The organism is Candidatus Atribacteria bacterium (assembly GCA_011056645.1).
GTDB lineage: Bacteria > Atribacterota > Phoenicimicrobiia > Phoenicimicrobiales > Phoenicimicrobiaceae > Sediminicultor > Sediminicultor quartus.
The window spans coordinates 1-14,846 of sequence record DSEL01000035.1 but is presented as its reverse complement, the minus strand read 5'-3'; the positions used below and the strand labels follow the sequence as shown (position 1 = coordinate 14,846).

Annotated in this window: 10 protein-coding genes and 6 tRNA genes; 15 read left to right on the top strand and 1 reads right to left on the bottom strand. The window is 32.9% G+C overall.

Annotation, left to right across the window (positions count from 1 at the left end):
- Window positions 1–148: 148 nt before the first annotated feature.
- From ENO17_01470 to ENO17_01405, 14 genes are all read left to right on the top strand, one after another.
- A tRNA-Val gene (locus ENO17_01470) sits at window positions 149–224 on the top strand.
- A 19-nt stretch (window positions 225–243) separates the two neighbouring features.
- Window positions 244–322: transfer RNA gene (locus tag ENO17_01465), tRNA-Asp, on the top strand.
- A gap of 38 nt (window positions 323–360) precedes the next feature.
- Window positions 361–436, top strand: a tRNA-Phe gene (locus ENO17_01460).
- Between the two features lie 6 nt (window positions 437–442).
- Window positions 443–517: transfer RNA gene (locus ENO17_01455), tRNA-Gly, on the top strand.
- 19 nt (window positions 518–536) lie between these two features.
- Window positions 537–610: transfer RNA gene (locus ENO17_01450), tRNA-Cys, on the top strand.
- A 37-nt stretch (window positions 611–647) separates the two neighbouring features.
- Window positions 648–722: transfer RNA gene (locus ENO17_01445), tRNA-Val, on the top strand.
- A gap of 325 nt (window positions 723–1,047) precedes the next feature.
- On the top strand, window positions 1,048–2,961 hold the full coding sequence (thrS, locus tag ENO17_01440) for a threonine--tRNA ligase (GenBank protein ID HER23719.1): 1,914 nt from the start codon (window positions 1,048–1,050) through the stop codon (window positions 2,959–2,961).
- A gap of 359 nt (window positions 2,962–3,320) precedes the next feature.
- Window positions 3,321–3,839 carry a translation initiation factor IF-3 gene (locus tag ENO17_01435; protein HER23718.1) on the top strand — a complete coding sequence of 173 codons (519 nt, stop codon included), beginning with the start codon at window positions 3,321–3,323 and terminating at the stop codon, window positions 3,837–3,839.
- Between the two features lie 30 nt (window positions 3,840–3,869).
- Entirely contained in the window at window positions 3,870–4,067 is a 198-nt protein-coding gene (locus tag ENO17_01430) for a 50S ribosomal protein L35 (GenBank protein ID HER23717.1), read from the top strand.
- Between the two features lie 209 nt (window positions 4,068–4,276).
- Window positions 4,277–4,633, top strand: coding sequence for a 50S ribosomal protein L20 (locus ENO17_01425; GenBank protein ID HER23716.1), 357 nt, complete (start codon window positions 4,277–4,279; stop codon window positions 4,631–4,633).
- 323 nt (window positions 4,634–4,956) lie between these two features.
- The gene (locus ENO17_01420) at window positions 4,957–5,976 is read left to right on the top strand and encodes a phenylalanine--tRNA ligase subunit alpha (GenBank protein HER23715.1); all 1,020 of its coding nucleotides are present in this window, start codon (window positions 4,957–4,959) and stop codon (window positions 5,974–5,976) included.
- 129 nt (window positions 5,977–6,105) lie between these two features.
- Complete coding sequence (locus ENO17_01415) at window positions 6,106–8,538, top strand: phenylalanine--tRNA ligase subunit beta (GenBank protein HER23714.1); 2,433 nt, start codon at window positions 6,106–6,108, stop codon at window positions 8,536–8,538.
- Between the two features lie 159 nt (window positions 8,539–8,697).
- Window positions 8,698–9,249, top strand: a complete 552-nt coding sequence (locus tag ENO17_01410; protein ID HER23713.1) for a CvpA family protein — start codon at window positions 8,698–8,700, stop codon at window positions 9,247–9,249.
- Window positions 9,250–9,457: 208 nt separating this feature from the next.
- Window positions 9,458–11,869: an endonuclease MutS2 gene (locus tag ENO17_01405; protein ID HER23712.1), complete on the top strand. Its 2,412-nt coding sequence runs from the start codon at window positions 9,458–9,460 to the stop codon at window positions 11,867–11,869.
- Between the two features lie 153 nt (window positions 11,870–12,022).
- On the opposite strand, the gene ENO17_01400 is transcribed toward ENO17_01405, so the two are convergent.
- Window positions 12,023–14,161, bottom strand: a complete 2,139-nt coding sequence (locus ENO17_01400; protein ID HER23711.1) for a penicillin-binding protein 1A — start codon at window positions 14,159–14,161, stop codon at window positions 12,023–12,025.
- A gap of 354 nt (window positions 14,162–14,515) precedes the next feature.
- Between ENO17_01400 and ENO17_01395 the strand changes: the two genes are divergently transcribed.
- On the top strand, window positions 14,516–14,846 hold a 331-nt coding region (locus ENO17_01395), incomplete at its 3' end, for a QueT transporter family protein (GenBank protein ID HER23710.1).

Here is a 14,846-nt window from a genome sequence, read left to right as displayed (position 1 = left end):
ATATTATTGGATAGATTAATTTAATATTATTAATAAGTCGATCAGATAAGTTTTTTTGCATAATTTGTAAATGTTATGCTAATATTATTATAGACAAAGAAAAATAGAGATGTTATAATATCACTTGCGTAGTAAAAAAGAAATAAGTGGGCGGGTAGCTCAGTTGGGAGAGCACTGGTTTTACAAGCCAGGGGTCACAGGTTCAAGCCCTGTTCCGCCTACCAATTTTTTAATAAACATACAGGGGTCGTAGTGCAGCTTGGTTTAACACGCCTGCCTGTCACGCAGGAGATCGCGAGTTCAAATCTCGTCGGCCCCGCCATTTTCTTAATAATATAATTATGTAGGGCGATTTTATATGCCGAGATAGCTCAGTTGGTAGAGCAGTGGACTGAAAATCCACGTGTGCCCAGTTCGATTCTGGGTCTCGGCACCAAATTTTGCGGAAATAGCTCAGTGGTAGAGCATCGCCTTGCCAAGGCGAGGGTCGCGGGTTCAAATCCCGTTTTCCGCTCCATTTTTATAAAAATTAAATAGGCGGCATCGCCAAGTGGTAAGGCAGAGGACTGCAAATCCTTCATCCTCGGTTCGAATCCGAGTGCCGCCTCCATTTAATTTTTAGTTAGAATGAGAAATATTAAGAAAATGGGCGGTTAATTCAGTGGTAGAATGCTTGCTCGACGCGCAAGAAGTCACTGGTTCGAATCCAGTACCGCCCACCACTTAAAATATAAAACGAAATGAGATTAGTAGAAAAAAGTAGGTTGAGTTTTTCTAAAGAGAGTAGGTATTGTTCAGGTGTAATTATCTACATAAAAGTTTAATCGAAAACCTTTTCTACCAAAAATCCCTAATTTGAAATTCTATAAAGATGAGTAAATTTGGGCGGGTAATATCCGGTAGAGTTTTTAAGCGGGTTTTGGTTAATTTTTATAAATTAACTTTGACTAAAAAAGGTGGAACCGCGAGATTCTTAAATTAAACTTCTCGTCCTTTTCTTTTACAGGACAAGGAGTTTTTTTGTTTAATGATAAGGAGGTAGATATTATGTCAGAGATTAAAGTGTTTTTATTAGACGGTTCGGAAATAAAATTGAATAAAGGGGCTACTTTATTTGATGCTGCGGTCAAAATAAACCGAAAATTAGGCGAAGAAGCAGTCGCTGGTTTAATAAACGGAGTGGAAAAAGATTTAAATTGTGTCCTTAAGGATAATGATCGAATTGAAATTAAAACTTTCGCCTCATTGGAAGGCAGAGAAATCTACCATCATAGCAGTTCTCATATTATGGCACAGGCGGTAAAAGAGTTATTTCCTCAGGTAAAATTAGCTATTGGACCGGCTATCAAGGATGGCTTCTATTACGATTTTGATCTAGACCATTCTCTTACCCCGGAAGATATGGTACTTATTGAGAAAAAGATGAAAGAGATAGTGGGTAGAGATCTTCCTTTAAAAAGGATAGAAGTAAGTAAAGAAGAAGCCCAAAAATTATTTAAAGAACAAAAAGAGGATTATAAAATTGAACTCCTTAAAGATATAGAAGATGATATGGTTTCCTTATATCAGCAGGGGGATTTTATTGATCTATGTAGAGGTCCTCATATTTCTTCTACGGGGAAGCTAAAAGCTTTTAAACTTTTAAGCATTGCCGGAGCATATTGGAGGGGAAACGAGAAAAATAAGATGTTACAACGTATTTACGGGATCTCATTTGATAAAAAACCCGAGCTGGAGAACTATTTACAATTGCTTGAAGAGGCGAAAAGGAGAGATCACCGAAAATTAGGAAAAGATTTAAATTTATTCAGCTTTCATGACGAGGGGATCGGATTTCCTTTTTTTCATCCTAAGGGAATGGTGTTAAGAAATATTTTGGAAGATTACTGGAAAGATGAACATTACAAGAGTGGTTATACAGAAGTTAAAACCCCGATAATCTTAAATAAATCATTATGGGTAAAATCAGGGCACTGGGATCATTATAAGGAGAATATGTATTTTACTAGAATAGATGAAGAAGATTATGCCATTAAACCGATGAATTGCCCTGGGGGAATTTTAATTTACAATACCACTTTGCATAGCTATAGAGATTTACCGCTTAGAATGGGAGAATTAGGATTAGTGCATAGGCATGAATTATCTGGGGTACTTCATGGATTATTCAGAGTGAGGTGTTTTACCCAGGATGATGCTCATATATATATGAGCCCCGATCAGATTGAAAACGAAATAAAAGGAGTGATCGATTTAACAGATAGGATATATAAGACTTTTAATTTTCCCTATCGAGTGGAATTAAGCACTAAACCGGAAAACGCTATGGGCTCAGAAGAAATATGGGAAAAAGCTACGAGTAGTCTAGAAGAGGCCTTAAAAGATAAAAAAATAGATTATATTATTAATGAAGGCGATGGGGCATTTTACGGTCCCAAAATAGATTTTCATTTACAAGATTGCATAGGAAGAAGCTGGCAGTGCGGTACCATCCAGTTAGATTTTATTATGCCGGAAAAATTTGACCTTTACTATATCAACAAAGAGGGAAATAAGGAAAGACCGGTTATGTTACACCGAACTATTTTGGGAAGCATAGAAAGGTTCATTGGGATACTTATCGAAAATTACGCGGGAGCATTCCCCCTGTGGTTAGCTCCTGTTCAGGTAAGATTAATGCCTATTGCTGATAGGCATATTGAGTATGGTAAAAATTTATTGAATAAGTTAAGCCAATATAATATAAGGGTAGAATTAGACGAAATTAATGATAAAATAGGAGCCAAAATAAGAAAAGCTGAAATGGAAAAAATTCCTTATATGTTAATATTTGGAGACAAAGAAGTAGAAGAGGGTATTGCTTCGGTAAGAAAGAGAGGAAAAGGTGACCTAGGTAAGATTAAACTAGATAAGTTTATCGAATACACCTTAAAAGAAGTTAAAGAAAAAATCCTATTTTAATATTGGTGTGTAAATATCATTCACACAAGTGAATATAATTAGTTAGAGAGCAAATGAAGCATTCAGAAATAAAAGGATATTTACTTTTGATATCTATCACTATATACCGTAGATTCATATTGATGTTAGTGTAAAATTTAGTGGGCTAATTAGACATTGATTAATATATTGACTATAATTACATAATATGTTATAGTTTCTTAAAAATAATGCCGATTTGTATATATTTTAGGGAAATTAGAAGTGAGTTTTTATTTGCTAAAATTAGTAAAATGATATTTTAAAGCTATGCTAAAAACTATTCAAAAATGTATACAAAATAACATATTACCCATCGTTAAACGGTGTAAAGGAGGAAAATAGGAATTAAGTCAACACCAAAGTTAAGAATAAATGAAAAAATTAGGGCTGAGAAAATTAGGCTTATAGATTTTGAAGGTAAACAAGTAGGATTAGTAAGCAAAAAGGAAGGCCTTGAGCTTGCCGAAAAGAGCAATTTGGACTTAGTTGAAGTTGCACCAGAAGCTAAACCTCCTGTTTGTAGAATTATTGATTACGGAAAGTATAAATACTTATTGGATAAAAAAAATAAGACTGGGAAGAAGAAACAGAAAAGCGGTGGGATAAAAGAAATAAAAATGCGCCCTAATATTGGAGAACATGATTACAATTTCAAGGTAAAAAATTTATATAAATTTTTAGAAGAAGGTAATCAAGTTAAAATTACTATCATGTTTAGAGGGCGAGAGATGAATTATGTAGATTTAGGAAGAAAATTATTAGAACGCGTAATTGAGCACACTAATGAAATAGCTAAAGTTTTAAAGGAACCAAAATTAGAAGGACGGAATATGACTTTAGTTTTAATGCCAAAATAATTAAATATTGCCAAGGGAGAAGAAGAATATATGCCCAAAATGAAAACACATAAGAGTTCAGCAAAAAGGTTTAAGGTAAGTAGTTCAGGCAAAATAATACGATCAAAAGCCTATAAAAGTCATATTTTAACTAAAAAGACTTCAAAACGCAAACGAAATCTAAGGAAAGCTACTACAGTTAGCAGCGTTGAGATAAAAAAAGTTAAAGTATTGTTACCCTATTCTTAATATTTTATTAAATACTAAATCGCCGTTTCCCTCATTCTCTACTTAGTAAGAAATTCATTGGTGAGGGGATATGGTTTACTACATACAAAGGAATCAGAAAGTAAAAGAAGGATAAAATCATCCTGTCGCAATTTATACTCACGGAAGTAATTACGGGAGAGAAAATACAGGAAAATAATGCGGTTATAAAAAAATAAGGAGTGAATAGTATGCCAAGAGCGACAAATAGTGTTGCCTCAAGAAGAAGGAGAAATAAAGTACTAAAATTAACAAAGGGATATTGGGGAGCAAAAAGCAAACTTTATCGTACTGCTCATGAAGCAATGATGAAAGCCCTTTCTTATGCCTATAGAGATAGAAGGGCTAGAAAAAGAGATTTTAGAGGGTTGTGGATAACCAGAATTGGAATTGCAGCTAGAAACGAAGGTATCTCTTATAATAAGTTTATAAGAGGTTTAAAAGTTGCAGGAGTAGAAATAAACAGAAAAATGTTAGCTGAATTATCAATTAATAATCAAGAAGCATTTATTAGTGTGGTGAAATTAGCTAAAGAAAGTGTTCATTAAGTTTATTTTTGACATATTGATATCCTTACAATATCGTGTGTAAAAGTGATAATAAAGATAAGTAGGTTATTAATAATTTAATATTTGATTATAATAAGCGATAACCGAAATTCACTTTAGAACTGCAAACTGAAATTTTAAGAAGTAAGTTTTGCCAGTACTCCGCTGTTATAAGGAGAAAAGTACGGATTTGCTAGATAAAAAGCAGGTCAAAAAGGGTGGTACCGCGGAAAAGGTTTATAATTTTCGTCCCTTTATAAGGTGAAGAAAATTATAAACCTTTTTCTATTTTATCATGGCATTAATGATGAGGAGGAATACTATTGGAAAATAGAATAGATGAGATCAAAAAGAAAATTGTATCTGAATTAAATAGAGCGAGGGATTTAAAAGATATTGAAAAACTAAGGGTAACATACTTAGGCAGAAAAGGAGTGGTAACTCTTCTATTAAGAAAATTGGGAACACTTTCATCGGAAGAAAGGCCAAAAGCTGGGCAGTTATTGAATCAAACAAAAAGAGAAATCGAAGAGTTACTCAAAACACATGAAGTGGAAATAGAAAAAATGGAGAAAGAAAAAAGATTACTAGGCGAAGCTATTGATATTACCATTCCGGGGAGAAAAATCAATAAAGGAACCATTCATCCCATTAATTTAGTGCTAAAAGAGGTTGAGGAAATTTTTTTGAGTTTAGGATTTAAAATGGAAGAAGGCCCGGAGGTAGAGCTGGATTACTATAATTTTGAAGCACTCAATATTCCTAAAGACCATCCTGCTAGAGACGACCAGGATTCTTTCTATATTACCAAAGATATTCTCCTTCGTCCCCAGACTTCTCCTGTACAAATCCGTACGATGGAAAATCAGAGACCGCCGGTTAGAATAATTGCTACAGGAAAATGTTATAGGCGCGATGCCACTGATAGTACTCATTCCCCCATGTTTCACCAGATAGAGGGGTTAGCAGTGGATAGAAACGTCACCTTTGGTGATTTAAAAGGAATTTTAACCGTTTTTGTGCACAGAATGTTTGGTAAAGATAGAAAAGTAAGATTTAGGCCGGGATATTTTCCATTCGTTGAACCTGGGGCCGAAGTGGATGTATCTTGTTTATTATGTGGAGGCGAAGGATGTAAATCTTGTGGTTATGTTGGCTGGTTAGAGATTATGGGGGCAGGAGAAGTACATCCAAGAGTATTAGAGATGGTTGGTTATGATCCGGAAGAATATTCAGGCTTTGCCTTTGGAATGGGGGCAGAAAGAATTGCCATGCTGAAATACGGCATAAATGATATCCGCTTATTTTTTGAAAATGATTTAAGATTTTTAAAACAATTTTAAAGTCGTCGTTAATGAATAGTCGTTAGTATATAGGAGCAACACGGTGTGCCGTTTTGAGGTTTTTCTAACTAATCTTACACTAGACGTTAACGTGCACGGTACGTAATACGAGTTAAGGAGGAAGAGAAAATGCAGGTTTCTTATAATTTATTAAAAGAATATATTGATATAGATTTATCAGCAGAAGAGCTTGCTAAAAGATTGACTTTAAATGGCATCATTTTAGAGAGGATGGAAAATATATCTACCGAGATAGAAAGAGTAGTAGTGGGCAGGATAATCACTATAGAGCAATATCCTGAAAATAAAAAATTATCTGTTTGTCAGGTAGACATAAAAAAGGAAGTACTTCAAATAGTTTGTGGGGCAAAAAATATGGAAGTTTCTGATAAAGTGGCAGTGGCTTTGGAAGGAGCAAAATTACCCCAGATAGGAATTATCAAAAATAAAAAATTTAAAAATGTTTTATCTTCAGGGATGCTCTGTTCAGCCTCTGAACTGGGTATTGAACCGGGGAAATCACCCGGGATATTAATTTTAGAAAAAGATGCTGTTTTGGGGGAAGATATAAGGAAAATAATAAAGTTTGACGACACTATATTTGACTTTGAAATACATTCTAATCGTCCTGATTTAATGTGCATAATAGGAATAGCTAGAGAAGTAGCAGCAATTATCGATAAGAAGCTTAAAATTCCTGAAATAAAGATAAAAGAAGAAGATGAAAGAATTGAAAAAGATATTACTGTGAAAATTGAAGCGGAAGATTTGTGTCCTCGTTATGCCGGGAGAGTAATAAAAGACATAAAGATAGATGAATCGCCCCTGTGGCTAAAATGGAAGTTAAGATTATTAGGGGCAAGACCGATAAATAATATAGTAGACATTACTAATTTCGTTATGATGGAGACAGGACAGCCGCTTCATGCCTTTGATCTTGATTTGATTAAAGGGAAGACCATTATAGTTCGAAGAAGCAGAACGGGGGAAACTATCTGTACTTTAGATGGTATTGAAAGACAGTTACCTTCCAAAAGTTTGGTTATCGCTGATACAAAAGAACCTATAGCTCTTGCCGGAATAATGGGAGGAAAGCATTCTGAAATTGATCAAAACACTAAAAATGTATTTTTAGAATCAGCCTATTTTAATTCAGTAAATAATCGAAGAAGCGCTGCGAAATTTGGCTTAAGAACTGAAGCTTCAAACAGATTTGAAAAAGGAATAGATAAAGGAGTGCAAATATATGCCCTGGACCGAGCTGCTGATTTGATAAATAAGATTGCTATGGGAAAAATAAGCTCAGGGAAAATCGACACAAATAAAAAATTATTTCATCCCTTCAAGATAAATTTAAGAATAAAAAGAGTTAATAGAATATTGGGACAGCTTCTAGATAAAGATGAAGCTAAAACAAAGAGTAAAATTATTAATATTTTAGATAAATTAGAATTTAAAGTAGTAGAAGATAAAAGAGAATATATCGAAGTAATTCCTCCTTCTTTTAGAGGAGATGTGGAAGGAGAAATAGATCTAATTGAAGAAATTGCTCGAATTTATGGTTACGATAAGATAAAGCCTACTCTCTTTAACCATACAATTGCCCAAGAGGGAAAAAATATCCGATTCAGGGTAATTGATCAGGCAAGGGAAACATTAATCGGGTGTGGTTTAAACGAAGTGATAACTTATAGTTTTGTTTCTCCTGATATTTTTGATAGAATAAGAATATCCGAAGGGCATAAATTAAGGAGTGCCATAAAAATTAAAAACCCTATGACCATAGACCAATCTTTAATGCGGACCTCTTTAATTTCAAGTTTATTAGAAGTTATTAAATGGAATACTAATCGACAAGCGGAGTTGGTTAAAATATTTGAAATAGGTAAAATATACTTACCTTGTGCTGATAAACAAAATTCCTTACCTCAAGAAAAATTAATAATAGCCGGGGCAATAAATAAGATCGGCCGGGGAAATGTTTGGGAAAAATCACTTTCTTTAGATATTGTTGATATCAAAGGTATAATCGAGGTAGTTTTTCAGAGTTTAAAAGTGGAAAATTGGGAAGTAATTCCCGGAAATCACCCTACTTTTCATCCTCTACGGAATGCTAAGATCATTGTAGGAGGAGAAGAAGTAGGTATCTTTGGCGAGGTACATCCGGAAGTTACAAACAATTATCGTATCCCGGGGAAAGTAAATTTGTTTGAGATTGATTTTGAAAATTTATTACCTAATATTCCTACCGGTATCAAATATTGTGTTTTACCAAAATATCCTTCAGTTCAGAGAGATTTGGCTATGATAATAAAAGAAGAGGTCCTTTCCGCTGATATTATTAACAGCATAAAATCTATTAATAAAAAGATAATTAAAAAAGTAACTTTGTTTGATATATTTAAAGGAAGCCAAATTGGTGATGGTTATAAGAGTTTAGCCTACTCTGTGGTTTTTCAAGCCGAAGACCGTACCTTGACAGACCAGGAAGTGGGAAATACCTTTAAAAAAATCAGAGAAAAGCTAATAGAAAAATTTGGTGCTAAAATAAGAGAACAATAAAGGTGTAAAACGAAAAACAAAAAACACAAAACCCTATTCTTATCTCGTATTTAGTTAGGGGGGTTAATTGGTTACCTAGTTATGAAAATAAAATCAAATCGATTAATTAACTAATGAATCAGCTAAACAGCCTTTACGATTAATTAGAAGGAAATACTCATGGCGGCTATAAATTGGATAGACATATCAATAATACTAATAATCTTATTAAATATGATTATTGGTATACGTCGCGGTATTATCAGAGGAGTAATTAATCTAATAGGAATTGCGACGGCAATTTTTCTGGCAATTTTTTGGTGTAAAGAGGTTGGAGAATACATAAATTCACATTACCAACTAAGCAGGGAAATAGCAGATATATTAGGTTTTGTTCTAATATTTTTAATGGTTGTTCTGATCGCAAGAATGTTTGAAGTTTTTTTAAAAAAAATATTTTCCTTACTCTTTGTTTCCTGGATCGATGGTTTAGGAGGAGCCTTGTTTGGTTTAACCAAAGGTTGTCTGATTGTGGGAATTTTATTGGTTATAATTACCTTTATCCCTTTACCGCTTTTTCTGAAGGAACAATTAGAAAGCTCGTTTTTAGCTAATAGATTTGCAGTTATGACTGCTATTGTCTACGATTATTTAAAGGATTGGCTGCCTTTGAGCATTCAGTTTAATACGGAAGAATTTCTTAAAAAATTCAATCTTAATTTACTTGTATAGGAATTTTCCCTAACTATAATTAGTAAATAGAATGTCCTATATCATGTATAATAAAGAAGAATCGTATCAAGAACCGATTAGGCAAGATAGTAATAGTTGCTTAGTTGGCTGATTAGGAGATAAGTTTATTGAAATAAATGCTAAAATAACTTACTAACAAACCGGTTAACTTGCTAATTCAATACCAATAGCTGTTTGCTAAGATCTAATTTATAAGGAGAAATATATCTTGAACGAACATACTTTATCAGTTTTAGAATTTTCAAAAATTAAAAATCAATTAAGGGAAAAAATATCCACTGCCAGTGGTGAAGCAATCATAGAGAATATTACACCTAAACTTGATTTACAGCAAATTCTTATTACTCAAAGAGAAACAACCGAAATGAGGGAAATTATTTTTTATGACGGAACCCCTCCTTTTTCTAGATTGGAAGATATTAGTAGTGAACTAAAAAGGTCTGCAGTTAAGGGAACTATTCTTGATTCAAAAAAAATTATAAAAATTTTAAAAGCATTAAAAACCTCTCGCTTGATTAAAAAGTTTTTATTGAAAACTAAGGAAAAATATCCTTTAATTAGAGAGAGGGCGGAAAAAATACAGACTTTTTTCGAATTAGAGGAGGAAATAATCCAATGTATAGATGAGGATGGAGTAGTTTTAGATCGGGCGAGCCCAGAGTTAAGGAAGATTAGAAGAGATATAATAAAAAAAGAACAAATACTTAAAAATAAGTTGGAAACTATTATCCGGTCTTCCCGATTTGCCACTATTATTCAAGAACCTTTAATTACTGTAAGGCAAAATAGGTATGTGATACCTGTAAAACAAGAAAAAAAGGCAAAATTTCCGGGAATAGTGCATGATAAATCCGATAGTGGAGCTACTTTATTTATTGAACCCTATATGGTGGTAGAGCTAAATAATTTGCTTCGTCAATTAATTAAGGACGAAGAACAAGAAATATTAAAAATTCTTCAAAAAATAACCTCTCTTATCGGGGAAAAAGCACAAGAGATTAATGATAGCGTCTTGAATCTAGGAGAAATTGATTTTATTTATGCTCGGGCATTATTAGCCGAAAAAATGAAAGCAATAGAACCAAAATTAAATCAAGATGGGCTTATTAACCTTATCCGGGCAAGACATTCCTTATTGCAGGATCGTGTTGTTCCTATTAATATAAATTTGGGAAAAGTTTTTAATATTTTAGTCATTACTGGCCCCAATACAGGAGGTAAGACAGTTACCTTAAAAACAGTAGGGTTACTTACTCTTATGGCTCAATGTGGGTTACATATCCCCGCTGCAGAAGGGAGCGAGGTTTCTATTTTTAAAAAGATATTTTGCGATATAGGAGATGAACAAAGTATAGAACAAAATTTGAGTACTTTTTCTTCTCATATGAAGTATATCGTTCAAATTTTAAGAGAAGCTGATTCTGAATCTCTTGTATTGCTTGATGAATTAGGTGCAGGAACTGATCCAACAGAGGGAGCAGCTTTAGGTATGGCAGTTTTAGATTTCTTGAGCAAGGAGAATTCCAGGGTAATAGCAACGACACATCACGATTCTTTGAAATCCTACGCATATTTAACTAAGGGAGTATGTAATGCACGCGTTGAATTTAATGAAGAAACCTTGAAGCCAACATTTGAGATTTCTATTGGATTGCCTGGTAAGAGTTGCGCTTTTATCATTGCTCAAAAATTAGGTTTATCAAAGGAGGTTGTCTTAAAAGCTCAGAGCTTTTTATCCCAGGAAAAAATAAAAGCAGATAGTTTAATTGAAAAGATCGAAGAAGACCGAAAACTAATTGAGAAGGAAAAAAATTTAATAGAAATTATCAAAGAAGAGAGTGTGGGTTTAAGAAATAAATTAGAAAAAGAATTAAATAAAGCTGAGGAGAGTAGAAAAGAGATAATTCTAAAAACCTATCAGGAAGCAGAAAAGATATTAAAGGAAACGCAGGATAGCGCTGGAAAGGTAATGGAGAGGTTGAATAAGCACAAATTTTTAAGTAAAGCATCTAAAGGTAATTTGTTGGAAGAAATACAAATAATTAGCAAGGAAATACAACAGGAGATAGTGAAAATAAAGCCGGAGAAAGAATTAATAATAAATCAAAATATTGAAATAGGAGATAGTGTACTAGTTAAGAGTTTGAATAAGAAAGGGACAATACTTTCTGTTTCTTCTAAAAATGAAAAATATAAGATTCAAATTGATAATATGAAGATGCTGGTTCCAACTTTCGACATAGAAAAAATAGATCAAATTGATCAGAAAACGAAAAAATATAGTCATATTGAAAATAGTTTTGATAGTGGTTTAAGTAGAAAGGATAGTTTTTCATTATCCAAAATAAAAACTTTTAAAAATGAGATTTCTATTCGTCAATTAACTGTTGAAGAAGCGAGGCCGATGTTGGAAAAATATTTGGATGACGCTTATATGTTGGGAGTTTCACCGGTATACATAATTCATGGAAAAGGTAAGGGTATTTTGAGGGATGAGGTAAAAAAAATGTTAGATAAAATTCCTTATATTAAATCATTCAGGATTGGAGGCACAAAAGAAGGGGGGACAGGGGTTACAGTGGTGTATATCGAAAAATAAATTTCTCTTATTGACAAATTCTTTGGGTGTCTTTCTCACTAAATCCAATCGCTCTACACTATGGAACGAGATATGATTTACGAAATTGAAATAACTATTAGACTACTGGATCCTATGGATCATGAATAGGGTATGCGCTATTAATTACTTATCTTATTTTGGGTGTTTTTTTCTAAGTTTTTCTATTAAAGATTGAAGAGTTTCTTCTTTTTCTTCAGTCTTTTCTTCAGTTTCTGTGGGTTTTTCTTCATATTTTTCCTTAATTTCTTCAATTTCTTCATAATAAGGTTTCTTAATTTCCGGATATTCTTCTGTTTTTGGCATTTCAAAATATTTTTGATGAACGGTGCAAGAGGATGTAGGTTCTGAACCTTTTATAAAAGTGACTGTTAGTATCTCCGGGCAAGAATTAGTTGGTAAAAGCCCAGATTCTTTACAAACAGATGTTTTAATTATTTTGTCTGGTTGTAAGAAATCTTTTTTTTCATCATTTTTAAGGGCATTTTTCATAAATGCAGTCCAAATTGGGGCAGCAACCACACCACCAGTCATTCTATTTCCCAAAGGTTTTCTGTCATCATTTCCAATATAAACCGCAGAAACTAAGTCCGGAGTAAAACCAATAAACCAAGCGTCAATAAATTCATTGGTAGTCCCGGTCTTTCCTGCTGCCGGCCTATTTATTTTTGCATTAAAACCAGTTCCTCTTTCAATTACTCCCATCATCAAGTTAATAAGTACATAACAAGTCTCTTCTTTAAATACTGTCTTTTTTTGAATAATATTCTCTTCTATAATATTATTTTTACTATCTTCTATTCTAATGATAGAAATAGGATCAATCTTTACTCCCAAATTGGCAATAGTAGCATATGCTGAAGCAATTTCCAAAGGAGTGATTTCTGAAGTACCTAAGGCTAAAGAAAGATCTGAGCGGAGTTCACTTGTTATCCCTGCTTTATGAGAATAATTGATTACTTTTTTTATACCCACTTGTTCTAGTAATTTTACTCCTACTACATTTATTGATTGCTCAAATGCTTCTCTAAGGGTAACAGGACCTCTAAATTCTTTTTCGTAATTTTCAGGAGACCATCCATTTTCAAAAGTAATCGGAGAATCTTCTACAATATTACTGGGAGTAAATCCATTATCCAAAGCAGTGAGGTAGACAAATGGTTTAAAGGCTGAGCCGGGTTGGCGGTAAGCTTGAGTAGCTCTATTAAATTTACTTTCTCCGAAATCTTTTCCTCCTACCATTGCCTTAATATAACCTGTCTGAGGTTCAATGGCTATTATTGCTCCTTCACGTCCAGATTCTTGTAATGCTTTTTCAGCACAATATTGCATTTCTAAATCTAAGGTGGTATAAATTTTTAGTCCACCTTTATATACTATATTTGCTCCATATTCTTCTAATAGCTGAGAAAGAATAAAAGTAGAAAAATAGGGAGCTGTAAAGGTATCTCTTTTATTATTATAATCAAGTTCCAGGGGGCTTTGTTTGGCTTTTTCCATTTCATCTTTAGATATATATTTTAATTTAAACATTCTGTCTAATATGATATTTCTTCTTCTTAAGGATACTTCTTGATTAAGAATGGGCGAATAATAGGAAGGACCACGTGGGATTCCTGCAAGTAATGCACACTCTGCAAGATCTAAATCCTGTACATTCTTATTAAAATACATTTTAGCAGCAGATTGAACTCCATAAGCCCCATGACCAAAGTATATTTCATTTAGGTACATTTCTAAAATTTCATCTTTAGTGAAAGATCGTTCTATTTGTAAGGCTAACAAAATGTCTTTTAATTTTCTATTTAAACTAATCTCTCGAGTAAGAAAAGTATTTATAGCTAATTGTTGGGTTATTGTGCTGCCTCCTTGAGGTTTGTTATCTTTACTAGATAAGAAAATCAGATCTTTAAAATTTTCCAATTGAGCAATTAGAATTCTACGGATATTAATACCTTTGTGTTTATAAAAATCCGAATCCTCAATAGCAATGGTAGCATTAGTTAAATTTGAAGGAATTTTGGAAAGTGGAACCGGATTTCTATTTTCCTGATAAAATTCGGTGATGATTTCGCCATTAATATCATAAACTTTGCTATTTATAGCATCTAAGAATTTGTTTTCTTGAACCATTTCAGATATTTTCTGATTATTAATAGTGGAGAGTCCGATAAAAGTAATAGAAAAGGTCAAGGAAAAGACTATAATTACCAGAAATATTTTTTGGGATAAGGAAATATTGTAAAATATTTTTGCTTTATTTTTTTGTGACAAGCTAAAACTCCCTTTTTAAGTTGTAAATTGTGTACCGCGTAGTAGGTTGATTTATCTCTCGTTTTAGTACACTGTCCAGAATGGAAAAAACAATAAAGATGATTTTTTTTAATCAGAAGATAGATTTATCAAGCTCTTTATGGGGCTTGTATAATAAGCCATTATATTTTTTTTTGTTTTTATTCACACCATAAGCGATAGTCGAATCTTTTATATTATACCATAAAATATTATTAAAATTAGAATAGTATTTCACTGAATACTTGATAGGAGTCTTAGTATACCTCTTTTAATATAAAATAAACTATGTTATAATTTCAAAAATTATTACGTTTACTATTGGGATATTTCCATATGCTTAAGCTAAACTTTCTAATACGTGTTGCCATGGTTGCAGCGATTTACGTGGTGCTTAATATTATATTTGCTCCCATAAGTTACGGCCCTATTCAGGTTCGAATTGCTGAAGCTTTAGTAGTTCTTCCCTTTTTAGACCAATCAGCAATTCTTGGATTATTTTTAGGTTGTATTTTAGCAAATGCTTACGGGGGGTTAGGAATGGTAGATATAATAGGAGGGAGTTTTTGTACTTTAATTGCTGCCTATTTAACTTATAAAGTGAAAAATCCTAAATTTGCACCCCTTCCTCCTGTATTAATAAATGCATTTGGGGTGAGTATTTATT